Source organism: Hydrogenophaga sp. T2 (genome assembly GCF_049843535.1).
Taxonomy (GTDB): Bacteria; Pseudomonadota; Gammaproteobacteria; order Burkholderiales; family Burkholderiaceae_C; genus Hydrogenophaga; species Hydrogenophaga crocea.
The window spans coordinates 289532-314329 of the sequence record NZ_JBBHZJ010000005.1 but is presented as its reverse complement, the minus strand read 5'-3'; the positions used below and the strand labels follow the sequence as shown (position 1 = coordinate 314329).

The 24798-nt window shown below is 64.0% G+C and carries 27 protein-coding genes and 2 pseudogenes; 15 read left to right on the top strand and 14 right to left on the bottom strand.

Features of this window, described 5'->3' with window-relative positions:
* Window positions 1–23 precede the first annotated feature (23 nt).
* From WDZ95_RS14260 to WDZ95_RS14225, 8 genes and pseudogenes are all read right to left on the bottom strand, one after another.
* A pseudogene (locus WDZ95_RS14260) lies at window positions 24–346 on the bottom strand (YnfA family protein).
* A 15-nt stretch (window positions 347–361) separates the two neighbouring features.
* Entirely contained in the window at window positions 362–994 is a 633-nt protein-coding gene (locus WDZ95_RS14255) for an SCO family protein (RefSeq protein WP_166228606.1), read from the bottom strand.
* The gene (locus WDZ95_RS14250) at window positions 991–1647 is read right to left on the bottom strand and encodes a DsbA family protein (protein WP_166228604.1); all 657 of its coding nucleotides are present in this window, start codon (window positions 1645–1647) and stop codon (window positions 991–993) included. The genes WDZ95_RS14255 and WDZ95_RS14250 overlap by 4 nt, the downstream gene beginning before the upstream one ends.
* A complete protein-coding gene (locus tag WDZ95_RS14245) occupies window positions 1644–2060 on the bottom strand; it encodes a disulfide bond formation protein B (RefSeq protein ID WP_166228602.1) in 417 nt (138 codons plus the stop codon). The genes WDZ95_RS14250 and WDZ95_RS14245 overlap by 4 nt, the downstream gene beginning before the upstream one ends.
* Window positions 2057–2581, bottom strand: a pseudogene (gene lspA, locus WDZ95_RS14240) (signal peptidase II). Before lspA ends, WDZ95_RS14245 begins: the two are co-directional and overlap by 4 nt.
* A gap of 95 nt (window positions 2582–2676) precedes the next feature.
* On the bottom strand, window positions 2677–3051 hold the full coding sequence (locus WDZ95_RS14235) for a hypothetical protein (RefSeq protein WP_166228600.1): 375 nt from the start codon (window positions 3049–3051) through the stop codon (window positions 2677–2679).
* A 26-nt stretch (window positions 3052–3077) separates the two neighbouring features.
* Window positions 3078–3449, bottom strand: a complete 372-nt coding sequence (locus tag WDZ95_RS14230) for a DUF3703 domain-containing protein (protein WP_166228598.1) — start codon at window positions 3447–3449, stop codon at window positions 3078–3080.
* Window positions 3433–4089 (bottom strand): cation transporter, encoded by a 657-nt coding sequence (locus tag WDZ95_RS14225; RefSeq protein WP_166228596.1) that lies wholly within the window; start codon window positions 4087–4089, stop codon window positions 3433–3435. The genes WDZ95_RS14230 and WDZ95_RS14225 overlap by 17 nt, the downstream gene beginning before the upstream one ends.
* An 80-nt stretch (window positions 4090–4169) precedes the next feature.
* Between WDZ95_RS14225 and cadR the strand changes: the two genes are divergently transcribed.
* A complete protein-coding gene (cadR, locus tag WDZ95_RS14220; protein WP_166228594.1) occupies window positions 4170–4592 on the top strand; it encodes a Cd(II)/Pb(II)-responsive transcriptional regulator in 423 nt (140 codons plus the stop codon).
* A 329-nt stretch (window positions 4593–4921) separates the two neighbouring features.
* On the opposite strand, the gene WDZ95_RS14215 is transcribed toward cadR, so the two are convergent.
* The gene (locus WDZ95_RS14215; RefSeq protein ID WP_166228592.1) at window positions 4922–5140 is read right to left on the bottom strand and encodes a helix-turn-helix domain-containing protein; all 219 of its coding nucleotides are present in this window, start codon (window positions 5138–5140) and stop codon (window positions 4922–4924) included.
* A gap of 151 nt (window positions 5141–5291) precedes the next feature.
* Between WDZ95_RS14215 and WDZ95_RS14210 the strand changes: the two genes are divergently transcribed.
* From WDZ95_RS14210 to WDZ95_RS14165, 10 genes are all read left to right on the top strand, one after another.
* Entirely contained in the window at window positions 5292–5552 is a 261-nt protein-coding gene (locus tag WDZ95_RS14210) for a hypothetical protein (protein ID WP_166228590.1), read from the top strand.
* A gap of 34 nt (window positions 5553–5586) precedes the next feature.
* A complete protein-coding gene (locus tag WDZ95_RS14205; protein WP_240936411.1) occupies window positions 5587–7086 on the top strand; it encodes a site-specific integrase in 1500 nt (499 codons plus the stop codon).
* A gap of 215 nt (window positions 7087–7301) precedes the next feature.
* Window positions 7302–9380 (top strand): hypothetical protein, encoded by a 2079-nt coding sequence (locus WDZ95_RS14200; protein ID WP_166228586.1) that lies wholly within the window; start codon window positions 7302–7304, stop codon window positions 9378–9380.
* Between the two features lie 17 nt (window positions 9381–9397).
* On the top strand, window positions 9398–11029 hold the full coding sequence (locus WDZ95_RS14195; RefSeq protein WP_166228584.1) for an AAA family ATPase: 1632 nt from the start codon (window positions 9398–9400) through the stop codon (window positions 11027–11029).
* 149 nt (window positions 11030–11178) lie between these two features.
* Window positions 11179–11619, top strand: a complete 441-nt coding sequence (locus tag WDZ95_RS14190; RefSeq protein WP_166228581.1) for a hypothetical protein — start codon at window positions 11179–11181, stop codon at window positions 11617–11619.
* Window positions 11620–11806: 187 nt separating this feature from the next.
* Window positions 11807–12319 (top strand): hypothetical protein, encoded by a 513-nt coding sequence (locus tag WDZ95_RS14185; RefSeq protein ID WP_425779334.1) that lies wholly within the window; start codon window positions 11807–11809, stop codon window positions 12317–12319.
* Window positions 12320–12329: 10 nt separating this feature from the next.
* Window positions 12330–12737 carry a DUF302 domain-containing protein gene (locus WDZ95_RS14180; RefSeq protein WP_070400920.1) on the top strand — a complete coding sequence of 136 codons (408 nt, stop codon included), beginning with the start codon at window positions 12330–12332 and terminating at the stop codon, window positions 12735–12737.
* Window positions 12738–12748: 11 nt separating this feature from the next.
* Window positions 12749–13006 carry an SHOCT domain-containing protein gene (locus WDZ95_RS14175; RefSeq protein ID WP_070400921.1) on the top strand — a complete coding sequence of 86 codons (258 nt, stop codon included), beginning with the start codon at window positions 12749–12751 and terminating at the stop codon, window positions 13004–13006.
* A gap of 137 nt (window positions 13007–13143) precedes the next feature.
* Complete coding sequence (locus WDZ95_RS14170) at window positions 13144–13383, top strand: DUF2933 domain-containing protein (RefSeq protein WP_070400922.1); 240 nt, start codon at window positions 13144–13146, stop codon at window positions 13381–13383.
* Window positions 13384–13477: 94 nt separating this feature from the next.
* Window positions 13478–15826: a copper-transporting P-type ATPase gene (locus WDZ95_RS14165; RefSeq protein WP_205710784.1), complete on the top strand. Its 2349-nt coding sequence runs from the start codon at window positions 13478–13480 to the stop codon at window positions 15824–15826.
* 707 nt (window positions 15827–16533) lie between these two features.
* Here WDZ95_RS14165 and WDZ95_RS14160 read toward each other — a convergent pair.
* Genes WDZ95_RS14160 through WDZ95_RS14145 form a run of 4 tightly spaced genes read right to left on the bottom strand, consistent with a single transcriptional unit; the run spans window position 16534 to window position 19921 of the window.
* Window positions 16534–16869 carry a copper-binding protein gene (locus WDZ95_RS14160; protein WP_070400924.1) on the bottom strand — a complete coding sequence of 112 codons (336 nt, stop codon included), beginning with the start codon at window positions 16867–16869 and terminating at the stop codon, window positions 16534–16536.
* Between the two features lie 36 nt (window positions 16870–16905).
* The gene (locus WDZ95_RS14155) at window positions 16906–17394 is read right to left on the bottom strand and encodes a cupredoxin domain-containing protein (RefSeq protein ID WP_070400925.1); all 489 of its coding nucleotides are present in this window, start codon (window positions 17392–17394) and stop codon (window positions 16906–16908) included.
* A gap of 52 nt (window positions 17395–17446) precedes the next feature.
* The gene (locus WDZ95_RS14150) at window positions 17447–18826 is read right to left on the bottom strand and encodes a multicopper oxidase family protein (RefSeq protein WP_070400926.1); all 1380 of its coding nucleotides are present in this window, start codon (window positions 18824–18826) and stop codon (window positions 17447–17449) included.
* Window positions 18827–18847: 21 nt separating this feature from the next.
* Window positions 18848–19921, bottom strand: coding sequence for a TolC family protein (locus WDZ95_RS14145; protein ID WP_070400927.1), 1074 nt, complete (start codon window positions 19919–19921; stop codon window positions 18848–18850).
* Between the two features lie 166 nt (window positions 19922–20087).
* Here WDZ95_RS14145 and WDZ95_RS14140 point away from each other — a divergent pair, with 166 nt between their 5' ends.
* Window positions 20088–20768, top strand: a complete 681-nt coding sequence (locus WDZ95_RS14140; RefSeq protein ID WP_070400928.1) for a heavy metal response regulator transcription factor — start codon at window positions 20088–20090, stop codon at window positions 20766–20768.
* A gap of 12 nt (window positions 20769–20780) precedes the next feature.
* Window positions 20781–22139: a heavy metal sensor histidine kinase gene (locus WDZ95_RS14135; protein ID WP_166228577.1), complete on the top strand. Its 1359-nt coding sequence runs from the start codon at window positions 20781–20783 to the stop codon at window positions 22137–22139.
* Window positions 22140–22159: 20 nt separating this feature from the next.
* Here the strand turns inward: WDZ95_RS14135 and WDZ95_RS14130 are convergent, their stop codons facing one another.
* Window positions 22160–22444, bottom strand: a complete 285-nt coding sequence (locus WDZ95_RS14130) for a CopK family periplasmic copper-binding protein (protein ID WP_070400929.1) — start codon at window positions 22442–22444, stop codon at window positions 22160–22162.
* Between the two features lie 541 nt (window positions 22445–22985).
* On the opposite strand from WDZ95_RS14130, the gene WDZ95_RS14125 reads away from it, so the two are divergent.
* Window positions 22986–23381, top strand: coding sequence for a hypothetical protein (locus WDZ95_RS14125; protein WP_166228575.1), 396 nt, complete (start codon window positions 22986–22988; stop codon window positions 23379–23381).
* Between the two features lie 88 nt (window positions 23382–23469).
* Window positions 23470–24798 (top strand): TolC family protein, encoded by a 1329-nt coding sequence (locus WDZ95_RS14120; RefSeq protein WP_166228573.1) that lies wholly within the window; start codon window positions 23470–23472, stop codon window positions 24796–24798.

The window sequence follows — 24798 nt, the reverse complement described above, 5'->3', positions numbered from 1 at the left end:
CTTGGGCAGTGACCAGGGGTATTTCATGCCCTGGGTTGGTACGCGATGATCGCCATGCCCAGCAACACCACAGCGACACCGGCCATATCCCAGTTACTCGGGCGGACGCCGTCCACCGTCCAAAGCCACCCCAGCGCCACGGCTACATAGCCCCGCCATACGCCGCATACACGCGGCCCGAAGGCGCAGCGTGCAGGGTGAGCAGCCATGCAAATGTTCCTAGGCTCACGGCCGCTGCGGGCAACAACAACCAGCCCGACCCCTGCCCACGCAGCCACAGCAGCGGCAAGTAGCAGCCCACGATCTCGGCGATGGCGGTGACCAGGTAGAGCAGCAGAGTTTTCATACCGGCAACGGGTGGTCAGACGTCCATGGATTTCAGCAAGGTCAGGATGTCTTCGGCGATCACACCCGGCTCGGTCCCGTAACTCGAAAACAGGCGCACGGCTCCGCTGGTGTCGAACACGTACTTACCCGCCGAATGGTCCATCGTGTACGAGGTGGGTGTCGAGCCCTCGGCTTTTCGGTAGTAGATCTTGAAGCTGTCAGCGACGGCCTTGAGCTCGGTCGGTTCGGGGCGCAGCGCCAGAAAGCTCGGGTCGAAGTTGGTCATGTACTCCTTGAGCAAGGGCAACGTATCGCGCTCCGGGTCCACTGTGATGAAGAGCACCTGCAACTGCTTGCCTTGATCGCCCATGAGGCGTTTTACCTCGGCCAGGGTGGTCATGGAGGTGGGGCACACATCGGGGCACTGCGTGAAGCCGAAAAACACCACCACAGCCTTACCGCGGAAATCGGCCATGGTGCGGACCTGCCCGGTGTGGTCGGTGAGCTTTAGGTCCTGTGCAAAAGCAGCCCCTGTGATGTCGGTGCTCTTGAAGATGGGCGCCCGGGGCGAACAGCCCGCCAGGAGACCACCTGACGCAAACCACGAAGCGCTCAACACCAACACCTTGCGTCGGTTGAAAGGACGTACGGGAGCCATCTCTCTCATTTCTTCACCTTGGCCACTTCTTCTGCTACCAGTGCGGCAAGCTGATCGGGCCCGAAACTGGACAGGCTGCGGCCGTTGACGAAGAAGGTGGGCGTCTTGGTGACTTGCAGCGCGGTAAGGTCTTCTATGTCCTGCTGCAGGACGGCCTGCATACCGGGTTTTTCCATGTCCTGCCGCGCCTTGACGAGATCCAGCCCGGCCTGCTCGGCTACCTTGAATGCGGTCTCGATGCTGGGTTGACCGTGGTCGGCCCAGGCGGGCTGCGCGGCTAACAACGATTCCAGCACCGGCTGGTACTTGGCCTGGCTCTTGGCCGACTCCAGCAGCTTGACCACTACGTCTGAACCTTGGTGAAACGGCGCGTATCGGATCACGAGCCGTACGTCGTCGGGGTACTGGGCCATCAGGTTCTTGACGATGGGATAGAACGCGCGGCAGGTCTCGCAGGCGGGGTCAAAAAACTCGACGATGGTGACCGGCGCGTTCTGCGGGCCGAACACCGGCGAGTGCATGCGTACCAGGCGCGTCTGCTCGGCCTTGACCTGAACGTCTTGCGCGGTCTGCACCCGCGATTGGTAGGCGTTCATGCCCAGGTAGAAGAACAAGGCAACGATAGCCACCAGACCGATGACGGTGAATTTTTTGGCGTTCATGAACGGGACTTTCTCAAATAAACAAAAAGCAGGAAGGCGATGGCGATGAAGGCTAGGAGAGACAACCAGGGAATCTGGATGCCGTTCAGGATCTCTAGGCTCTGTTCGCTGCACGAAGGCCCGGCGCCGCAGGGCACCCACCACTGGGGCACCCACCCAGCGATCAGCGCGGTGTGGTAGCCCGCGATGGCGGCACCACCCAAGGCCAGCGGCAACGCGTACACCGCACCGCGGCGGTCTTCGGCGAACGCGGCCATGCCCAGGATGATGGCCAACGGGAACATGAAGATGCGCTGATACCAGCAGAGCAGACAGGGCGTCATGCCCATGACTTCACCGATGAAAAGCGCCCCGAGAGTGGACGCCAGAGCGAAGGCCCAGGCGCCCAGGATCCAGAACCATCCACGCTTCATGAAGGAAGCTCCTCAGGGGTTTTGCGGGTCGGTTGGCGCGGTGGCGCTTTCAATGAAGCAAGGCACCAGGTCAGCGCGGCGCAGACGATGAAGACATCGGCGAGATTGAAGGCCGGCCAATGGATGTTGCGCCAGTGAAAGTCGAGGAAATCCACCACAGCGCCGATCTGGACGCGGTCCACGAGGTTGCCGCCACCACCGCCAGCCACAAAGGCGCCCAGCCAGCGGTCCATCGGTTCGGCTTGCCGCGCGAGGCATACCACTGAAACGAAGCCCACCACCAGCACCGAAACGCCGATGAAAAACCAGCGTTACCAGCCACCGGCATCCGCCAAAAACGAGAATGCCGCACCTGCGTTGAGCACATGCACGAAGTTGAACCAGTCGGTGACCCGAACCGCTTCACCCAGTTCGAGGATGGTGGAGAAATACGACTTGGTGGATTGATCCAGCAAGAGAAGGATGGCCACGGCGGCGAGCCATGTCCACCTGGGATTTCGCTGGGTCCAGCGAGCGGTCATGAGAGAGTCCTTCCAAAACGATCCGAGGTCAGCCTCCGTCTGAGACGGCGGCCGCTTGAAGCCTGGGGATCGGGGAAGTTGTGTCTGTCAGCGCATCAGGCGACATCGTTCCACCCCGAACCTGTCGGGGTGGACCATTGGGGACGATACGGTTGCTCATGCCAGGAAAGCAAGCGGCGTTCGGCGAGGTGTTCGACCTGTTCAGCGCCCGCAGTGATGGCCATGGACGCGGTGGTCGCAGTGACAGTGGCGGCGCAGTTAGCGTGGCAGGTTCCGCAATCTAGATCAAAGCCGCTGTCGCCAACGACGCCGTCTTCAACGCCCTCCACCGCCTGCCCATGGCTGGACTGATGGTGCGTGGCTTGCGGCCCCTGCGTGGCCGAAACGTGGCCGCAGCACGCCGCAGCCGCTGCAGCAGAAAATTGCAGCGGCAGCAGCGTGAGCATCAACAAGATCAGAAAAGCGCGCATGCGACGAATTTTAAGCGGCAGCCATCTCAATGGCCGCGTGCACGGGCTATCAGCTCAGCCAGCTCGGGACGCACAGGCAAGGGATCAAAGGCACTCACGGCGGACCGGCCCGGGTTGCCCAGCGGTAGGCGCCCGCTCAGGTGGCCCAGCGGTACCAGCGCCAGCCGCATCACCTGTCCTACTGCCTCGGACCAGTCGCGGGTGCGCAAGGCCAAGTTCAACATCTGTGCGTGGGTCTGCAGGTGCGGCTTGACGTGCAGCTGCCCCACGACATGGGCCGCCTCCAGGTACAGCCAAGACTGCTCTGCGGAGGCTGCGGTTTTTGCGCTTTGGATCAGTTGGGCGTGGGCGGCGCCATCAAATCGGCGACCGCCCGATGCCTTAGTGGACGTGGCCATGGTGGTCTTCCTTTGCGCTGTCTTCGCCCAGCTCACCGCGCGCCTGGCGCAACACCGTCCAGCCGCCGTGCAATGCCAGCGCCGCCATCAGGCTGGCCACCGCCAGGTCGGGCCAAGCCGAGCCGGTGCCGAACACGCCGAGCGCGGCCATGAACACGGCCACGTTGCCGATGGCGTCGTTGCGCGAGCACAGCCACACGCTGCGCATATTGGCGTCGCCTTCTCGAAATGCGTAGAGCATCCACGCCACGGCCACGTTGGTCACCAACGCGAGCAGCGCCACCGCGCCCATGGTCATGGCCTGCGGCACACCGCCGTGCCACACGGACCACACCGCAGCGCCCAGCACATACAGGCCAAAGCCCATCATGCTCACAGCCTTGAGCATGGCCGCGCGGGCGCGCCAGGCCAGCGCCGAGGCCAGCACCGCCAGCGACACGGCGTAGTTGAGCGCGTCGCCCGCAAAGTCGACCGCGTCGGCCAGCAGCGAAAGCGAACCCGCCTGCACGCCCGCGCCGATCTCGACGAGAAACATGGCGGCGTTGACGATCAGGGCTATCCATAGGATCCTGCGGTAGCGGCGCAGGTTGAGGATGGCATCAACCTTGGGAGTTTCGTGGTCACAGCAATGGGCTGGCATGGTTTTTCCTTTCGATGCCTGCATTGGAAACCCTGGAGCCGCTACAGTGTCAATCACTTGTTTGAACTGAGGGCTTCAACATGCAGATCAAGGACCTTGCCCGCGCCACGGGCGTGGATGTTGAAACCATCCGCTACTACGAAAAGCAGGGTCTTCTGCCCGAGCCGGCGCGGCGCGACAACGGGTACCGCGACTACGAAGCGACCCATCTGGAGCGCCTGGCCTTCATTCGCCACTGCCGGGCGCTGGACATGCCACTGGCCGATGTTCATCAGCTTCTGAGCTATCTGGATGCGCCCGAAGATCACTTTGGCGAAGTGGATCTGCTGGTGGACGAGCAACTGACCCGCGTGCGGGCACGCCTCAAGAGCATGCGGGCGCTGGAGAAGCAGTTGCTGCAGCTGCGGGCGCGCTGCAACGGCACTCACGAAGGGCGCTGCGGCATCCTCGACGAACTGGTGTCTGCGGCGCACGGGGAAGCATGTGCATGCCATTCAGGATAAAGCCACGTCAACGCTCGTTATATGTTGGTACCGGACATAGCCATCCGAAGCGTGAACGGCATCAACGGGCCCAAAGCGGGCCTCTCGGCATCGACCGTTACAGAGGGGCGTCCTGCAGGATGACCGCCCGCTCCTGGCCGATTGCGGCAGTCTAGCGGCCACTCCGCTCCAGGCAAGATGTCGGCCTAGCCGTTTCGTGGACAAACGACCGCAAATTGGCATACAGCGCTCACACAGAACTGGCTATCGGCCGGCAGCAACCGCTGCTCAACTGTCCTTCGAGCTGGACAAGAGTCGCAAGCTACTTCGCCGCATCAAACGGGCCTGACCTACCCTGACGCCTGGTCTGAGTTGACCCGTTCAAGCAGATCACTGATGTCGATCTGAAAGTACTCGCAAAGCTGATCGAGTACCTCCAGTTCGATCCGCTCCGCGGTCTCGTAGTACAGCCTGGTCAGCGTCCCCCGATTGATCCCTGTATCGCGTGCGACGTCCGCGATCTTGAGCTTGCGCTCCCCCATCAAGCGGGCGAAGTGACAGCGGATCATGATGCCGTTCGTCAGAAAATGATCTGCAGAAGATCAAAAAGGGTTGTTGCGGGTCAAAGCGTGAGATATAGTGACCTACAGGAGATCAAAAACACCTGTTGCTTTGCAAACTGGTCTCCCAGTGTAACTGCTCAAGAAAGGAGAGCCAACCATGCAAGTCCCTATCCTGGCTGGGCCGCACCAGACCTACCTGACGACCGATGAGTTGTCAGCGCTGATCAAGTACGACAGCCGAACGATCCGCGATCGGCTGAAGGACAGCGTGCTCATCGAAGGCCGGCACTACATCCGTCCCTTTGGCGGCCGCAAGACCCTCTACATCTGGGAGCACATCCAAGAGGACATGGCCCGCCACTCGCAGGTGATGAGTTCCGGCATCCCGATGACCAACGGAGGTGCGCTCCGTGGGTAGTATTCGCCGCCGCCCCGAGTCTGGGCTCCTGTTCTTGGACTTCAAGTACCTCGGCCAACGCCTGCGCGAGCAGACCGCGCTGCCGGATACGGAGCCCAACCGCAAGCGCCTACAAAAGGCCCTCGAGCGCATCGAAGGCGAAATCGCCCTCGGCACGTTTGACTACGAGAAGACCTTCGGAAAGCCGCTTCCAGCCAAGTCTGGCCAGACGGACTCCGAAGCTTCGAGCAACGACGCTGAAGCTGCTCAGCCCACCACGCGCAGCGGCACGCCCTTGTTCAAGGACTTCGCCGACATGTGGTTCGCCGAGTGTGAAGTGTCCTGGCGCCGCAGCTACCGTGTCACGCAACGGGGATCGCTGGACCAGTACCTGATCCCGTACTTCGGGGACAAAGAGGTCGGCCACATCACCAAGGCAGACGTTCTGGCTTTTCGGGCATCACTCGCCAAAGTACCCGCCCGAAAAAGCCTCTCCACGCTGTCCAACCGTCGCATCAACTCCGTGATGAAGCCGCTGCGCCAGATCCTCAACGAGGCGGCCGACCGGCTGGAGTTTACGTCCGCGTTTCGCAACATCAAGCCGCTGAAGATGAAGAGGACCGACGTCATGCCCTTCACGCTCGAGGAGGTCCAGCAGATCCTCACGACCGTGCGGGCCGACTTCCGCAACTACTTCACCGTGCGCTTCTTCACCGGCATGCGAACGGGGGAGGTGCACGGCCTGAAGTGGAAGTACATCGACTTCGAGCGTCGCCTGATCCTGGTTCGCGAGGCCATCGTGATGAAGGAGGAGGATGAGCTCAAGACCGATGGCAGCGTGCGCGACATCCAGATGACCGACCTGGTGTTCGACGCCCTGCAGGCGCAATTCAAGGTCACCGGAAAACTCTCCGAGTTCGTCTTCTGCAACCGCAAGGGCGAGCCGATCGACAACCAGAACTTTCTGAATCGGGTCTGGTCGCCGCTCCTGCGCCATCTCAACATCCCTCACCGCAGGGCGTACCAGATGCGGCACACGGCAGCGACGTTGTGGCTCGCCGCGGGCGAAGCACCGGAGTGGATCGCGCGCCAGCTCGGCCACACCAGCACCGAGATGCTGTTCCGGGTGTACAGCCGCTATGTGCCCAACCTGACCCGTCGGGACGGCTCGGCGATGGAGCGGCTCTTGAAGCAGCACATTTCGGTCGCCCCGGTGCAGGGTCTGGTGGTGCGCCTGCCGGAAGAGGCGGCCATGTTGCCAGCGGCCCATCGGGCTGGGGCGCATGCTGCATCGGCCGAGACCGCGGCCAACGATGCGCTCGATCCGTCGGCTCTCGTGTCGCAGCCTGGCGCGCCGCTTCAGGGCGGGCAAGCCAGCTCGGCACCGGCGGCCAACGAGGCGCAAGCCTTCGAGGTGCTGCCTGCGCCGCGATGCCGCAAAGCTGCATCGGGTGCCGAAAGCCGGAATCGAACCGTCACCGATCCGGGTGAGGCAGAACTTGCCGCCTTGCTCAGGCCACCCCCGCTGCCGCCGTTCCTGAGGCACGGCTCATAGCGCAGCGCTGAGCGCCCAGGCGCTTTTCTCGACCCACGAACCCTTACCAACTGACTGATTGACCGGCCGGACCGATGTGTCCGCTGCACCGGTGAGGCGAAGCCTTGCCTGAAGCAGCCCCAAGACAACGAGAACACGTCGAAACCACCGCCCAGAACAGCCCGATCTCCAAACCCGAAACCCGACTTGTCCATTCATCACCAAGGACCAAGACTATGAATTCGAAACTGAAGACCACCGCCCCGATCAACAACCCGGCCGTTGACCAGGCAGCCCATGGCCTCGCCGGCCACATCCAGCCGCACGGCGACCCGGTGGCCCACGCCCTGGCCATGCCGACCATCCTGCAGGAGCTCTCCAAGAACATGGGCGAGTTCGAGAAGGAGGTGCGCAGCCAGCTCTCGGCGCGCCTGAACAAGCAGGCGGCCAACGACAAGGCCAAACCGGAAAACTCGCCTCGTTCCGACGCCGGCACTGGCACGGGCACCGGTGGCTTTACGCCTTATGCCGTCTCCCCCGGCGAGGAGATGCCCAACGTGTTGGGTGAACTCGCCGAGCCCGGCTCGGTGTTTCGCATGAATACGCTGCTGAGTGCCACTTTCCCGTTCGGCCCCGTGGGCCCGTACATGAACCAGCACGGCCAGATCTGCCCGCGCCGCGAGGGCAGTGCGTCGATCGCCCTGCTGGGCAGCGGTGACCAGACGCTGGTGCTGCCCACGCCCACGGAGCAGACCGAAATCGCCCAGTCGGCTTCTCCCCGCGTGCGCTGGATCCGCGCCGCTAAGACACGAGTGCCCGGCGTGCCTAGTGATGCTCTGCTGGTCACGGGCATCGATCAGCCGCGATCGGGCCGCGGCTCCGGCCCCTGGCTGCTCGATCACCTGGGCTTGTCGGAAGGCGTCACCGCCGACCTGAGCCACGCCATCCTGAGCCTGAAGCCCGCTCACCAGGCGTTCTTCATGGCCGCGATCGCACGGGCCGACATCGAGCAGGCGCTGGTGGCGCTGCTGCCTGAGGTGCGTGCGCGCAGCGTGGTGCACCCGCTGGCCCTGGGTGTGGTCGCAGCCGAGCAGGTCAACTCTCATGAGCTGACCCGCGACGAAACCTCGCTCGTTCGTCTGGCCTGCCTGATTGCTGAGTTGGGGGCGCTGCATGCAGCGCCGGATCTGATGTCGGGTGGCGACTATTCCTCAAGCGAGGCCATGGCGCGTGAACGCGAAGGCGAGCGCGCCGCGCACCCGCTGACCCAGCTCACGCTGCGGAGCCTGCTCACGCGCTTCATCAACATGGAGCCGATGAGTGCTGAAGGGGATGACCAGGGTGGCATGAAGGGAACTGTTGAAGACGGGGTCAACGATGGGGTCTGGCTGCAGCGGCTGCTCTCCGACGCAGTGCACCAGCAGTACCGCATCGGCAGCAAGCACGGCCCGCTGGGCAAGAATCCGGTGAACCCACGGTTTGCGCTCATGGCGCAGACCTTCGGCGATGCCATGCGACTGGCGCGCCGCGAAGCGTATGCCCGGCTGCGCGATGCGGATGGCGAAGCCCAGCAGCCACTGCCGCTGGATCCCGTGCCCACGCTGGTGACGGCGGCGCTGTCGCGGGTCCCAGCTGAACCGGTTGAACCTGGTGGCCAGGCCTATGCCGAAGACTCCGCCGACCTAGCCGGTGCCGATATCGACGAGGACCAGCTCGCTCTCGACCTGGACGAAGGCCCACTCACCGAGATGCCCGAGATCGACGACAGCGATGTCGATGATTCCGCGCGGCTGTCGTCGCTGGCCATGTTCTCAGGCTTGGGCTCGAAGCCGACACCCGTTCGCATTCCGGACCACGAGCGCCGTGCCTACGAAAACCGTTCCATCCCCTGGCCCCGCCCGAGCCTGTCCTGGGCGGCCGGCATGCTCGATGGCGATGGGTGCGTGACCATTGTTCGGCAGACGTACCCGAACCGCGCCAGCACCTACCGCCTGGTGGTGCAGGTGACGCAGAACTGCCTGCAGACCTTGAAGCACTTCCGGGTGTGCGTGGGCGTGCCCGCCCCGATCCATGAGGTCAAACGCCGCATCGGCCACAACCGGCAGGTCTACGCCTTGATGTACTCAGGGCCCAAAGCCGTGCTGGTGCTGCAGCGCCTGGCTGCTCACCTGGTGCGCAAGCGGCCAGAGGCCGAGGTGGCCCTGTCCTTCATCGAGAAAGGGCAGGTGGGCCGGCGCTTCGGAGCGCGGGGTGTTCCGCCTGCGATCGAGCAGATCCGCATCAGCCACTTCAACAAGCTGCGCGCGTTGAAGTGAGGCCGGGGAGAGCAGACATGACCGACCCCAAGAGGACCGATCCCGAGACCCCCGACCCGATCGGACCAGGCGTGTCCATGGTTGACGCGGTGAGCCCGTACTTGCGCCCCAAGCCGGGTTGGGAGCTGGCCCCGCAGGCCAGGCGCCGACCGCCCAGCTTCACCGCACCTCCTGCGCAAGGCCGCTCGCGGCTGCTGCAGGACGGCAACTTCGTGGGCCTACCCCACTTCGCCGACAGCTACGAGCACGAGCTCCTGCTGCCCCCTGGCGTGGCCGAGCAGTTCAAGAAGCTCAAGCAGCGCCTTGAGAAGGAGGCCGCTGAATCGGCCGAGACCGACGAACACGGCAAGCACGTGCGTCGGGAGGATGATCCGGTGCAGCGAGAGCGAGCGCGAGAACAAGAGCGTGAGCGAGAGCGACAGGAGCTTGTTGCCAGGGAAGCCGAGCGACAGTCGCAGCAAACCCGGGAGAAGATGGAGGCCGAACTGCGTCGCATGGGCTTCAACCCGGATCAGGGCAAGCTTCGGGCCCAGATCGAGAAACTGCCCCTGACTCAGCGCCTGCGGGTGTACAGGGAGGAGGACGTTCAGCGCATGGCGGCTTCGGCGCAGAGCGTGGATTCGGACGCGAAGAAAAGGAACGAGCCGCTGGGCTACCTGCTCAAGGTGCGGGGGCCCTGGCGGCGGATCGGAAGTCCGGCGTCGGTGGAGGCGATCCTGGCGCTGCAGGAGGATCACCCGCACTTCGGTGAAGTCATCCAGTTCATTGCGAACCACGTGGCGCTGCAGAAGATGTGCTTCGCGGCGGGCGTGGCCGAGACCGGCCAAGCGCCAGTGAAGAGAAAGAAGGCCAGGGCAGGGAAGGGCGCGGGCAAAGGTTCAAGCTCGAGCCTTGAGGCGGCAGACCAGGTGAAGGCGCCGGTGCCACCGGTGCGCTTACCTCCCGTGCTGCTCTACGGCCCACCGGGTGTCGGCAAGACCCACTTCTGCGAATCCCTGGCCAAGGTGCTCGGGGTGCCGGTGCGCCGCCACCCAATGGATCAGGCCGAAACCTCCGGGGCGCTGCTTGGCTCGGACGCTGTCTGGGGCAACTCGCGCTATGGGCTGGTCTTCGATCTGCTTGGCCTGGGTGAGTACGCCAACCCACTCGTGATCCTGGATGAGTTGGACAAGGCACAGACGATGGGCAAGACCTCAGGCGGGTTCTCATCGCCAACCGGGGTGCTGCACTCGCTGCTGGAGCCAGTCTCAGCCGCACAGGTGCGGGACATCAGTCTGGACCTGGAACTCGATGCGAGCCAGCTCACTTGGATCGCCACGGCTAACTACCCCTGGTGGGTCCCGGCCACGCTGCGTTCGCGCTTCAAGGAGTTCCTGATCACGCCGCCGGATGCGGAGCAGGCGATTCAGTTATCTCGGAGCGTGGTTAAGCACGCGCTGAAGGCGGCGGGGTTCGGGGCAGCGGAGCCTGACCGACGAATCGTGGTGGCGTTGGCGCACTTAAGTGCGCGGGAGATCTTTCAGGCAACTTTGAGTGCGGCAGCCGCTGCTACCCGCTGCGGAGCACATCGGGTGGCGGTATCGCACCTTTCTAGTGAGATCGTTCCGGTCGATGCGGGCGGCGATCGTGAAGCACCCTGGCTCCACTAATCTCCTGGATACACATTCGGTTGACTCGACTGGGAGTGGGCCCGTATCGAGACCCGACAGACTGTATTCATATCGGCCGCGGCGTTGACCTGCGTCAAATGGCTAGCGAAACCCGTACCTAGAATCTGTGTCATTCCTTCGTGAGCACCATGGTACCGATCCGCCGACCCAGAACCTTGCGCCGCATTGCCGCGGCGATGCTGGTGTTCTGGCTGTTTGCCATCAGCGTGTCTTGGGCAAACGCCTGCGTCCTGCAGGACAGGAAGACGCATGCTCACGCCGACGCAAGCGGCGGTGCCCTGGCGGCAGCCATCGTGATGGCGGGGCACGGGGGTGCCGTGCCCTTGCATGGCAATGACGCTGGGGCAGACGATCTGCTTTGTCTCGATCTCTGCGACGCCACGTCGCAGACCCGCGTGCAACCCGACGCCACGCCTGCTGCAGTCGACCTTGGCCACGCGCCGCTGCTCCTGCTTTCGGTAGCGTGGACTTCGAGCGTCGCACGTTTGGCGGGTGATTCCGTCGCCGCCCCGTTGCCGGTCCCCGACGCGATCCCGCCGCGCACTCGACTCTCACGTCTGGCGCTATAGCGCCTCGTCCTCGCGTCCGTCCCGGAGCATGGGGCGGCTTGAGCACGCACTTGTGCATCCCGTCGTCCCTCGCATGCCAGCAGGCGCCATCTGCCTGTTGTCCGCATGGCACCGTATTCAGGTGCGACCACGACACTGAGATCCGACCAGAACTTTCCGAATCACTTTCGTTCGACAGGAGCTTTCCATGACACCCGTTCACAAGATCACGATCATTGCTGGCGCGACGCTGTCCCTGCTGGCCGCCTCGGCTTTTGCAGCTGGCAATGACGATCATGACGCCCATCACCCTGCGGCATCGGCTGCGCAGCGCGTGGCCCAGGCACAGCAGGCTCCGCAAGGCATGGGCATGTCCGGTACGACTACAGGGCCGTCTGGCTACGCCGAGCAGATGAAGGCCATGCAGGCGATGCACGACAAGATGCTTGCGGCCAAGACGCCGGAGGAGCGAAATGCGCTGATGGCAGAGCAGATGAAGCTGATGCAGGACGGCATGGCCATGATGGGTGGCATGGGCATGGGCATGGGCATGGGCATGGGCGGCGGCGCAATGGCGGGCGGCAATCGTCCTGGAGCCGACCCCGCTCAACCTGGCGACATGGCGTCGCGCCAGCAGATGATGGAGCAGCGAATGGACATGATGCAGTCCATGATGCAGATGATGATGGACCGTATGGCGCCGGCACCTGCCAACAAGTGAGGGGCGACAGATGAGCTACGGTTTCCACTGCGACCTACCCGACAGCGACTTTGATGCGGCCGTCCAGCGCGTTGTCGAGGCGCTCAAGGTCGAGGGCTTCGGGGTGCTGACTGAGATCGATGTGCAGGCCACGATGAAGGCCAAGCTCGGTGTCGACGGCCGTGCCTACCGCATCCTCGGCGCCTGCAACCCGCCCTTGGCGCACCGCGTGCTGAGCGCAGAGCCCGACATAGGTCTGCTCCTGCCGTGCAACGTGGTCGTGCGAGAGGAGGCCGACGGCCGCCTCGTCGCCGGCTTCATGGATCCGGTGGCCGTGCTGCAGCTCACCGACGACCCCGAGGTCGCCAAGGTGGCTATCGAAGTTCGCGCACGGTTGCAGCGCGTCCGCAGCGCCCTCATGGCGCCAAACCAAAGTTGAAGGAGATGCATATGTATTTCGACGGCGGATGGTTCATGGGCGGCATGCACTTCCTGTGGTGGATCTTCTGGGTCGGCATCGTTGCGGCATTTGTCTGGGCACTGTGGGGTCGGGCGGGAGAGCGAACGAACGATGCGCGTCGCATGACTGGGCGGCGTGAGACGCCGCTCGAACTGCTGCAGCGGCGATTGGCCAGCGGCGAATGCACGCCCGAGGAGTACGAGAAACGCAGGGCGCTTCTGCAACGCGATCGCGCGGCAGGCCCTTGACATTGACACGTTGTCAGGGTCTACGCTGAGTACGAGCACTCGAGCTCCGCGACGCATCACGAAAGGACGACACGATGAATACGCATGACCACTCGCACGGTTCCCTGCAAGGCCCGGATTCGCGGCCTGCCCCAGATATGAAGCGGTCCTCCTCGAGCCTGGGCAGGCCGCTGAAGACGGCCCTGCTGATGGTGGCGCTGGTGGGCGGCTTCTACCTGCTGCGCGAGCACTGGAATCATGTCGCTGGCAACTGGATCTACTTGCTGCTGCTGGCCTGTCCGCTGATGCACCTGTTCCTCGGTCATGGGGGCCATGGCGGGCACGGCGGGTATGGTGGCCAGAGCGCCGGTCCACGCAACGACAGCGACAAGGGTTGAGACCATGGATATGCCCCAACAACGCCCCCGTGACCACGACGAGCGATCGACCGGACAGGTCGCAATCGATGCCGTGACGACCTATACGTGCCCGATGCACACGGAGGTCCAGCAGGATTCCCCCGGCAAGTGCCCGAAGTGCGGCATGTTTCTGGTGCCAATGGATCAGGTCTCGGCCGACGCCCATGCTGTTCATGGCCATGCTGGCCATGCGCACCACGATCACGCAGGTCACGGTCAAGCCGCGCATGGCGCGTCGACACCTGCCAAGGCAACAGCGGCCAGCGCCTATGACAAGGTGCCAGCCGACTGGCGCGGTAGCGTCTACACCTGCCCGATGCACCCCGAGGTGCGCCAGACCAGGCCCGGCGCCTGCCCGCTATGCGGCATGGGCCTGCAGCTAGAGGGCGCCTCGGCCGCGGCCGACGACGGCCCGAACCCTGAGCTCGTGGACTTCACGCGTCGCCTATGGGTTGCCACTGTGCTGACGGTGCCTTTGCTCGTGCTGACGATGTCGCCATTCCTTGGTATCACCGCCGTGCGCGAATTTTTCGGCGAGCACAATGCAATGTGGATCGAGCTCGCGCTGTCCACACCGGTGATCCTGTGGTCCGGCTGGCCCTTCTTCGAGCGTGGCTGGACCTCGTTCCGCACCTGGAGTCTGAACATGTTCAGCCTCATCGGCATGGGCGTGGCGGCGGCGTTCATCTACTCGGTGGTAGCGCTGGCCGCGCCAGGAATCTTCCCGGCCGGATTTCGCGACCCAGCGACCGGTACGGTCGGCGTCTACTTCGAGGCCGCTGCGGTCATCGTCACTCTGGTGCTGCTTGGCCAGGTGATGGAGCTTCGAGCTCGCGAAGGCACCGGCAAAGCGATTCGCGCGCTGCTCGACCTCGCGGCAAAGACCGCGCGCGTGATCCGCCCCGACGGCACAGAAGCTGAGATCCCGCTCGAGCAGGTGCAGGTTGGCGACCGCCTGCGCGTGCGCCCGGGTGACAAGGTGCCGGTGGACGGCACCGTCGTTGACGGCCGCTCTTCAATCGACGAGAGCATGATCACCGGCGAGCCGGTGCCGGTCGAGAAGGTGGCCGGCGACAGGCTCACCGGCGCCACGATCAACGGTACCGGCAGCTTGGTGATGGAAGCCACGCGTGTCGGTGCCGACACCCTGCTGGCGCAGATCGTGGACATGGTGGCCAGCGCGCAGAAGAGCCGTGCGCCGATCCAGAAGTGGGCCGACATGGTGGCCGGCCGCTTCGTGCCGGCGGTGATCGGCATTGCGGTGGCCTCGTTCATCGCCTGGGCGATCTGGGGTCCGGCGCCGGCACTGGCCTACGCGCTGGTGTCGGCGGTGGCGGTGCTTATCATCGCCTGCCCCTGTGCGCTGGGGCTGGCCACGCCGATGTCGATCATGACCGCCACCGGCCGCGGCGCGCAGATGGGTGTGCTCATCAAGAACGCCGAGGCGCTGGAGCGCTTCGAGAAGGTCGATACGCTGATCGTCGACAAGACCGGCACTCTCACCGAGGGCAAGCCGAAGCTGGTGGCCGTGATGCCCGAGCCGGGGCACGACGAAGCCGAGGTGTTGCGTCTGGCTGCGACCCTGGAGAAGGGCTCGGAGCACCCACTGGCCGAGGCCATCGTGAAGGGTGCGGAGGAGCGTGGCGTCAAGTTGGTCGAGGCGCAGGACTTCGAGGCGGTCACCGGCAAGGGCGTCAAAGGCCGCGTCGACGGTAAATCGGTGGCATTGGGCAACCTCAAGTTGGTCAAGGATCTGGGTCTCGACGGCACGGAGCTGTCCGCCAAGGCCGACGCCGCACGCGACGAAGGCCAGACGGTCATGTTTGTTGTGCTGGACGGAGCCGTTGCCGGTCTGGTGTCGGTGGCCGACCCGGTCAAGGCCAGTACGCCGGAGGCGATCAAGGCACTTCACGCGCTGGGCCTGCGCCTCATTATGGCCACCGGCGACAACGAGCGCACGGCCAAGGCGGTCGCCGCGCGTCTGGGCATCGACGAAATCCGCGCCGACGTCCTTCCCCAAGACAAGGCCCGCATCGTCCAGGAGTTGCAGGCCCAGGGGCGCAAGGTGGCGATGGCCGGCGACGGCGTCAACGACGCGCCGGCGCTGGCGCAGGCCGATGTGGGCATCGCGATGGGCACCGGCGCCGATGTGGCTATCGAGAGCGCCGGCTTCACCCTCGTCAAGGGCGACCTGACCGGCATCGTGCGCGCACGGCGGCTGGCTACCGCGACGATGAGGAACATCCGCCAGAACCTGTTCTTCGCGCTGGTCTACAACGCCGCCGGCGTACCGGTAGCCGCGGGTATTCTCTACCCCTTCATCGGCCTGCTCATCGGGCCGATCTTCGCCGCCTTCGCCATGAGCGCCTCGTCGCTGTCGGTGGTGCTGAACGCACTGAGGCTTCGCTCGGCGCGCGTCTGAGACATATGGCTGGGCATCCACGCGCTCACTCCCTTGGTCGGCCTCGGAGCAGCTTGGCCCAGCTAGGTTGAGCGCTTCTACGCTCTGCCGAGCGCGCCTGCGCGAGGATGAGTGCTTGGTTCCAGACAAGGGTACGGAGGGCTGGGGAGACGGACCGGAAGATAAGCCCCGCCTGTGGGGCGCACTGATGCGCGCAACGCCCAGTGCAGCCAATGGCAGCGCTGGGCGAGGACACCATAAGAACTTGCCAGAGTTGGGACAGTACTGGCAGCTCGCGAATACGCACTCGCTGAGTGCGAATGCCGCAAACCGCGCAAGTGATCGCCAGACGCCGGAAGGTTTGAGCCAGGGTGCCTGCCACGCCGGTCACGGACGTGTGGGACGCTTGGTAGTGCGGCAAAGGTCACGACGAAGGCGGCTAGCGCCGGCCAGTCGCGGGCTGATACACGTGCGGCATCGACCTAGCACACCTGACCGGTGCGCGCCGGGCGGCAAAGTCGTTGCAGGAGTTGACGCTGCCGTCGACCATGCCGTTATCGCGGACGTCGGTCATCGCATCGAAAAACGATAGCTTCCAAGCTTAAGGCTCAGGGCATGGTTCACGAGCCCATGATGGCCGGGGACTGCCAAGGCAAGTCCATTAAGAGCAGGGGCGCGATCCAGCGACGCATCAGAGCTCCATGGGCATCCGGGGCGTCAACAAGAGGTCAAGGCTTGATGGCCTTGATCGACTCGACCAGCATTTGCCCCTTCTCGTTGACGGCGGTGAATTGCACCTTGTCGCCCACAGCGATGCCTTCGAGCATGGCCTTGTCGCGCGCGGTGAAGACCATGGTCATCGGCGGCATGTCCATGTTCTTGATGGCGCCGTGCTTGAGGGTGACCTTGCCGTTCTCTTTGTCGACTCGCCGCACCTCGGCGTCGACCATGGGCAGATCCTGGGTCATGCCCATCTTGCCGTGGTCCATGGTCTGAGCCATCGCAGGTTGGGTGAGTGCTGCCAGGGAAAGGCTGGCCACCGCGAGAATGGAAGTGAGTTTCATGTTCTTTGTCCCAGTTATTGAGATGAGCGGGGTGACTTACTTGGCCACGACCTTGATCTTGCCGACCATGCCGGCTTCGTAGTGGCCGGGCAGCAGGCAGGCGAAGTCGAATTCGCCAGCGCGGTTGAATTGCCAGACGATCTCGCCCCGCTTGCCGGGCGCCACATGCGACATGTAGGGCTCCTCGTGCTCCATGCCGGGGAATTTCTTCATCAGCGCCGCGTGCTCATCGAGTTCCTTCTTGGTGCCCAGCACAAACTCGTGCATCACCTTGCCCGAGTTGGTGTGGACGAAACGCACCGTTTCACCTTCCCGCACTTCCAGCTTGTCCGGCGTGAAACGCATGGCGTCGGTCATACCGATCTCAATGGTGCGACTCACCGCCTTGGCGTTGCCGGCAATGCCCCAGGGCTTTTGCTCCATCTTGACCGGTCCGGCCTTCTTGTGCTCCTCGTTGCCATGGGCGCTCGCGAGGGTGGTGATCGAGGCCAGTGACAGGAGCAGGGCCGCAGTGCGAAGTTTCATGAATGACTCCAAAATGGTGAGATGTCGTACGAACGGAACTGAATGCGAGGCGTCAGTGGTGCTTCGCGCTGTGCGAGGGCTTCACAGCCGTTGCTTCGGCCTTGCCGCTGCTACTGACGGCGGCTGAACGTGGCGCGGTCGGGGTGGCACCTGACCATTCATAGGCAACGGTGCCTTGCGGAAACTTGTAGGGACCGGGATCTTTGTAGTCTCCCGGCTTCTGGTCTTTGCGGACCTTGAACACGCTGAACATGCCACCCATTTCGATGGGACCGAACTGGCCGGTGCCGGTCATCATGGGTGCGGTGTTGTCGGGGATGGGCATCTGCATCTCGCCCATGTCGGCCATACCTCGCTCGCCCATCACCATGTAGTCCGGCGCCACGCGCTGGATCTTGTTTACCAGACCACGGTGGTCCACTCCAATCATCGTGGGTACATCGTGACCCATGGCGTTCATGGTGTGGTGGCTCTTGTGGCAATGGACGGCCCAGTCGCCTTCTTCGTCGGCAATCAGCTCGATCTGGCGCATCTGACCGACTGCTACATCTGTGGTCACCTCGTACCAGCGCGTGGAGGGCGGCGTGGGTCCACCATCTGTGCCGGTCACCAGGAATTCATGGCCGTGCAAGTGAATGGGGTGGTTGGTCATCGTCAGGTTGCCCACGCGGATGCGCACGCGATCGTTCAGGCGCACGTTGAGCGTGTCGATGCCTGGGAAGATACGACTGTTCCAAGCCCAGATGTTGAAGTCGGTCATGGTGTTGACCTTGGGCGTCTTGCTGCCGGGCTCGACGTCGAAGGCGTTGAGCAGGAAGCAGAAGTCGCGGTCGACGTCGCTGATGTGGGGATGCTTGCCTTTGGGGTGCGTGACCCAGAAGCCCATCATGCCCATGGCCATCTGCACCATCTCGTCGGCGTGCGGGTGATACATGAAGGTGCCGGGGCGACGTGCCTCAAACTCGTAGACGAAGGTCTTGCCCACTGGAATGGCGGGCTGGTTCAAGCCGCCGACGCCATCCATGCCGCTGGGCAGGCGCTGGCCGTGCCAATGGATGGTGGTGTGCTCGGGGAGCTTGTTGGTTACGAAGATGCGCACGCGGTCGCCCTCAACGACCTCAATGGTCGGTCCAGGGCTTTGTCCGTTGTAGCCCCACATATTGACTTTGAAGCCGGGCGCCATCTCGCGCACCACGGGCTCGGCCACCAGGTGGAACTCCTTCACGCCATTGTTCATGCGCCAGGGGAGGCTCCAGCCATTGAGCGTGACCACCGGGTTGTATGGGCGCCCGGTATTGGGAACAAGAGGTGCCGCTGTGTCAACAGAGGTCTGGATGACGGGCTCGGGGAGGGCGGCCAGCGCCGATCGTGCAACGGTGAGACCGGCCATGGTGGCGGCGGCGCCCGCGAAGAATTGACGTCGATTGCTCATTTTTTGGATGGTTTGTTGGGTTCAATGTCCGGCGGCAGCAGCGCCCTCACCGGCAGGTGCGCCCGGTGTGACGAAGGACGTGGGTTCTCCGCCTTGAAGTACCCACAGCAGGTCGGTTTCGGCAAACCAGTAGTCGCGTACCGCGTTCACGGTGTTGCGCTGCGCCTGGGCGCGGGCCTGAACTTCGCTGAGCAGTTCCCACACGCTCTTGAGCATGCCGTTGTACTGAAGCACGCTTTCGTCGACGATCAGGTTGCGTTGGGTCATCACCTCGTTGCGGTACGCGCGAGCGACGCCCAACGTGGCCTCCCACGCACCAACGGCGAGATCGAAGTTGGTTTTTGCTTTGGTTTGATTCACGACAGGCAGCTGAGCGGAGATCTCTCTCAGCTCGGCATTCAGACGCTCGCCGCTCGGCAGATCTTTGGGCAGATCGGGCAGCGTGTCGGGCAGATCCAACCGCTGATACACGCCGTTGAGGCGCAGCAGTTTCAACAACGCTTGTTCCGATTGCGCCGCTGCGACACGGGCCTGAAGAAGCGCCGTCTTCTCCGCGGAGAGCCCCAATTCGACGCGGCTTTGCTGGTACGCACTCCAGTTGCCCACTTTGACCATGCGACGCCCCAGTTCGGTGGCCGCCTGCGCGGCGTCGAGCGATTCCTGTTGCAGGCGCAGCGCCTGTTTCGCCGCCACGGCGCTCAGCCATGCCTTGCGGGCATCCACCGCGACGTCCAGCAATTCGTCGAACCCGCCCACACGGCGCTGGTGACGCGCATCGACGTCCAGCCATTGCCCAGTTGCAATGCGGTCAGCGTTCTCCTGACCCAATCGGGACATCACGCTGCGAAGTTCAAGGTGTGGCTTCCAGGCCGCGCGAACAACGCTCTCCATCGTCGGCAGCGGGAAGCCGGGTTCGAGCTTCGGCTCGGCAACTGGCGCAGGGGCGTTTTGCGCCTCCCACTTGAGGATGTCGGCGTGCCCTCGTTTGAACTGGCCGACCGCGTCGTTCGCAGAGCGCCAGTCCGACGCCTGTTCGGCTGCGGTGCTTTGCGCGGCAACCAAGCCCGCGGACGCCATCGCCGCGAGGAGGACCAACCCCCGCGTTTTCCATCGAACTCTCTTCACGTGGACTCCTTTGCTGATCGATGAGGGCATTGTTCTGACTGCCCGCACACAGGCGTCTGTCCGTTTCATTACAGATTTGTCATGTTGGGTCTGCACAAACGGCGTGGCAAACTGCCAATGATCGGAGTCGAGTAGCGTGAAGATCCTCATCATCGAAGACGAAGCCCACACGGGCGAATACCTCAAGCAAGGGCTGAGGGAGGCTGGATACTTCTGTGAGTTGGCCCGCAACGGTGTCGACGGATTGCACGAGGCCACCGAGGGCGACTACGGCCTCGTGATCCTGGATGTCATGTTGCCAGGCATCGACGGTTGGTCTGTGCTGAGCTCTTTGCGGCGCAAGAAGAGCCAGTTGCCGGTGCTGTACCTGACCGCCCGAGACAGCGTGGAGGATCGCGTCAAAGGCCTGGAGCTGGGCGCCGACGACTACCTGATCAAACCGTTTTCTTTCTCCGAGTTGCTTGCCCGCATCAAGACGCTGCTAAGGCGTGGCGGCCAAATTCAAGATACGACGTCCTTGCAGATCGCAGACTTGCAGCTGGACCTTGTCCGTCGCCGCGTCACGCGGTCAGGTCGGCGCGTAGACCTGACCGCCAAGGAGTTCGGGCTACTGGAGCTCTTCATGCGACGCCGCGGTGAGGTCCTTCCTCGGACGCTGATTGCGTCGCTGGTGTGGGACATCAATTTCGACAGCGACAGCAATGTGATCGACGTGGCGGTGCGGCGACTGCGCGCCAAGATCGACGATGGCTTCGACACCAAGCTCCTGCAGACGGTGCGAGGCATGGGCTACGTTCTCGACGAACCCGATCACTGATTGCAGGCAAGCATGTCACTCACCGCGCGTCTGACCATTCTGTTCGCGGGTGTTGTTGCGCTCGTTTTGGCCGGTTTCTCGACGCTCGTGTTTCGGGAAACAAGCGCGCATTTCATCGAACTGGATCGCTCGCTGTTGATGAGCAAGGTGCACCTTGTGGAAGAAGCGGTTCAGGCGAGCCAAACCGAGGACGATTTGCGCCGTCGACTGGCCACGAGCACACATGGTCATGACGGCCTGTACCTTCGGGTCAGCGGCCATTCAGGCGTGCTGCTGGAGCAGGGCGACCTCAGCATGCCCGATGCCGTGCGGGAAGGTTTGGAGACAAGTCTCCAAGGCCTGGCCTGGCGTGACACCAATGGCAGCCTGTACGCCCAGCGCTTCGTGCTGGATTTGGGCGCCAACGCGCCCGGGCAGATATCGGTGACCGCGGCCGTCGATACGAGCCATCACCGGCACTTTCTCGATGACTTGACGCTCAAGATCGCGGGCTACGCGTTGGTCGCCGTGTTGGCCGGCACCTTGCTAGGGTGGATGGCAAGCCGAGGCGGCCTCAAGCCATTGACAGCCATGAAGGCGCGAGCTGAGCGCCTGAGCGCCCAGCACCTGGCCGAGCGCATGCCCGCCGAGAGTGTCCCTCGGGAAATGCGCGAACTGGCCCTGTCGCTCAACAACATGCTGGATCGCCTGCAAGCCGACTTCGAGCGCCTCAGCGCGTTTTCATCGGACCTGGCTCATGAGATGCGCACGCCCGTGAGCAATTTGCTGACCGCTGCGCAGGTCACGCTCGCACAGCAGCGAACGCCGCAGGACTATCGCAGCAGCCTGGCCACCATATCGGAAGAACTTCAGCGTCTGGCGCGCACGATTTCCGACATGTTGCTGTTGGCCAAGACCGAAAACTTGCATGAATTGCCTTTGCGCGAACCTGTGGACCTGGTGGCAGAGGCCCGGTCAATCGTGGAGTTCTACGAGGCTGTGGCCAGCGAAAAGTATCTGACCATCGGTGTCGATGGCGTCGGCGAAGTGGCGGGCGACCGATTGATGATTCGCCGTGCCATCAGTAATCTGCTCTCCAACGCCGTGCGGCACGCCGATGCTGGCTCTACCGTGTCGATTGTGGTGAGACCATCCGATACCGGTGTAGTGCTGGCGGTCAGCAACCTCGGTCCGCATATTCCGGTTGCATCCCACCAGCAGCTTTTTGATCGCTTCGTGCGCCTGAGCCCCGGCCGAAGCCGGGACGCTTCCGAGGGGGTGGGCTTGGGGCTTCCCATCACCAAGGCCATCATGCACGCTCACCACGGCGAGGTGACGGTGCGCTCCGCAGACGGGGTCAACACGTTCGCGCTCGAGTTCACGACCCGCTAGCGCGATCGCCAGGAATGGGGTCAGTGGTTGCTGTGCCCCTTGCTTAGCAGATACGACAGGCGTGCGACCTCGTTGCTCGTGACGGGGACCTGCTTGTCACTCGCCGTCAGAAGTGTCGCGCCCGCGCGCAGATACTCGGCTCGGCCGAAGCGATCTTCCTTGGCCATCTTGCCGTCCTTGAACAGGTAGAGGGCGCCGCCATCCTTGAGTGGCGTGACCTCGGCAGCGGCCTGGCGCGCGGCGTCGCCTGCAAAAACAGAGGCGCTGGCAAACAGCAGCGCGGCAATGACAAACTGGGATTTCATGGCGTTTCCTTGCTGATGCCCGGGGTGCTGCTGCACGCCCCGGGGTACGTGAGTACGCCGCCACGATAGGGCGCCGGCCATGACGCCATCCCTGCAAGCCCATTACATCTTCGTCAGGTGCTCCGCTGGACGCCATATCCGGCTCAGCAGCCGGAGCGCAGTCAAAAGGCGTTACCAATCAACGACGCCAAACTCAGGATCATCGTCTGGGCCGCGCTCAAGGAGAAAGCAACCCGCCCGTCAACGGGTACAGAACACCTGCCGCCACCGCAACGCCCTACGTTTTGTGCAGATGGTTCCTGTTGAATACGCCAGCTGACGGTTCGCTGAACGTACCGCGGGACAACCAGTGACGTGCGTTGTCGAATACAGAAGTGCTTCCATCTCCAGATCCAACGTCGAGATGGCTGAGGATGGTGTCTGATCTCCCGAAATGGGAGTCAGCGACCCGCTGGCCTCCATCCACCTATCCTTTTCCGGATACACCCTGGCGGCGAACGACTTCGCGGCGCTTGCACCCCGCCTCGGGGCTTGATGAGACATGCCTGAGATTTCCGAAGAAAATCCTAGAATGCAGCCCATGCGTTGGCTTGTCACGCTGCTGATTTGCCTGTCCCTGCCTCTGCAGGGCGCATGGTCTTGGGCGGCGCCCGTCGAACCGTGCCCGACGGAGGGCATGGTGATGGCATCCGGCGCGATGGCCGACGACGCGGGCCCTGGCGCTGTGCCCGATTGCTGCAACGACGAGGCCACCTTCCTGAAAACCGGTCAGCCTTGCAAGACCGGCGTGGACTGTGGTGCGCCCATGGCCAGCGTGCCGTCAGGCGGTTTGTCGGCTGCACCCGCTCTGCAGACAACCCGCCATCTCGCCCTCAACGTCGCCGGACCACCCTCATCCGCGCGTTCCGCCATCTGGCGGCCCCCCTCCCTCGGCTGAACCCCTCAGCACCGTCTTGCCGCTGCGCAAGGGTCGGTGCGGTGATCGACCGGGCCCGATCCGGTCCAGCTGGTTCAGGAGGTGACCCATGTCTCGTTTCTTGTGCGGTCCGTGCGGGCCGTCCTGGCGTTCGCGCGGCCCCGGTGCGCTGGCACTCGTGTTCGTGTTTGTGCTTGGCTTGTCCGTGCCGATGGGTCTGCGCGCGCAGGCGCCATCGGGCATCGACCGCAGTGCGGCGATGGCCGCGGCGTTGCAGCGCTCGGGCCTGCTCAAGGCGTTACAGGCCGAGACCCGTGCTGCGCGCGAGATGGCGGTGGCGGCCGCGCAGCGGCCTGACCCGGTGTTGCGCCTGTCGCTGGACAACCTGCCGGTCAACGGCGCCGATCGCTGGCGCACAACGCGCGACTTCATGACCATGCGCTCCATCGGCATCGCCCAGGCGCTGCCGGGACGTGACAAGCGCGAGGCGCGCGCTCGCTGGTATGAGCGCGAGGCCCAAGCGGCTCACGCCCGACATCGCGAGCAGGCCACCGAGGTGCTGCGCCTGACGTCGGTGGCCTGGTTCGCATTGCGGGCCGCGCAGCAGCGCCTGGGCTTGCTGGCCGCGCAGCGCGAGTCCTTGCAGCGGCAAGTGCTGGCCGCCGAAGCCGCAGCGCGCTCGGGCCGCGGCACGCCGAGTGACTTGCTCGCTGCGCGCGATGCGCTCTGGCGGCTCGAGCAACTTCGCATCGAAGCCGATGCCCGCGAGCGCGTCGCGCGCCAGGCACTGGAGCGATGGACGGGGGTGCAGGGGCAGATCACGCTCGGCGAGCCGCCTCGGCTGGACGAAGCGGCGTGGGTCGAAGAGCCCTCGCGCCGCTGGCTCGATGAGCATCCCGCTGTGCAGGCCTTGCAGGCGCGTGCCGAGGTGGCGCGTGCGGCCGCCGACCTGGCCCACCTGGAGCGCGATCCCGACTGGAGTGTGGAACTGATGCTCAGCCAGCGCGGCAGCGCCTACAGCGACATGCTGTCGGTGGGTGTGTCGATTCCGCTTGCGAGTAACCGTGCGCGGCGTCAGGATCGTGAACTGTCGGCACGCCTGGCCGAGGCCGACGCGCGCGACGCCGAGGTCGATGAAGCGCGCCGTGTCAGTGAACTGGAGATCGCCGAGTGGCAGCAAGCCCTTGCCGCGGCGTTGGCGCAGCTCGAGCTGATTGATCGCGAACGCCTTCCGCTGGCGCGACAGCGCGTCGTGGCCTCAATGGCCGCTTACCGCGCCGGCACCTTGTCGCTGCGTGAGCTGCTGGCCGCCCAGGAGGCTGCCGTGGTCCTGTCGATCGAACGCATCGACGTGGAACTGGATGCGGCGCGCCCATGGTCGGCGCTGGACGCCCTGCGATCGACGACCCCGGCCGCGTCCAATACCCAAGCGAGGTGA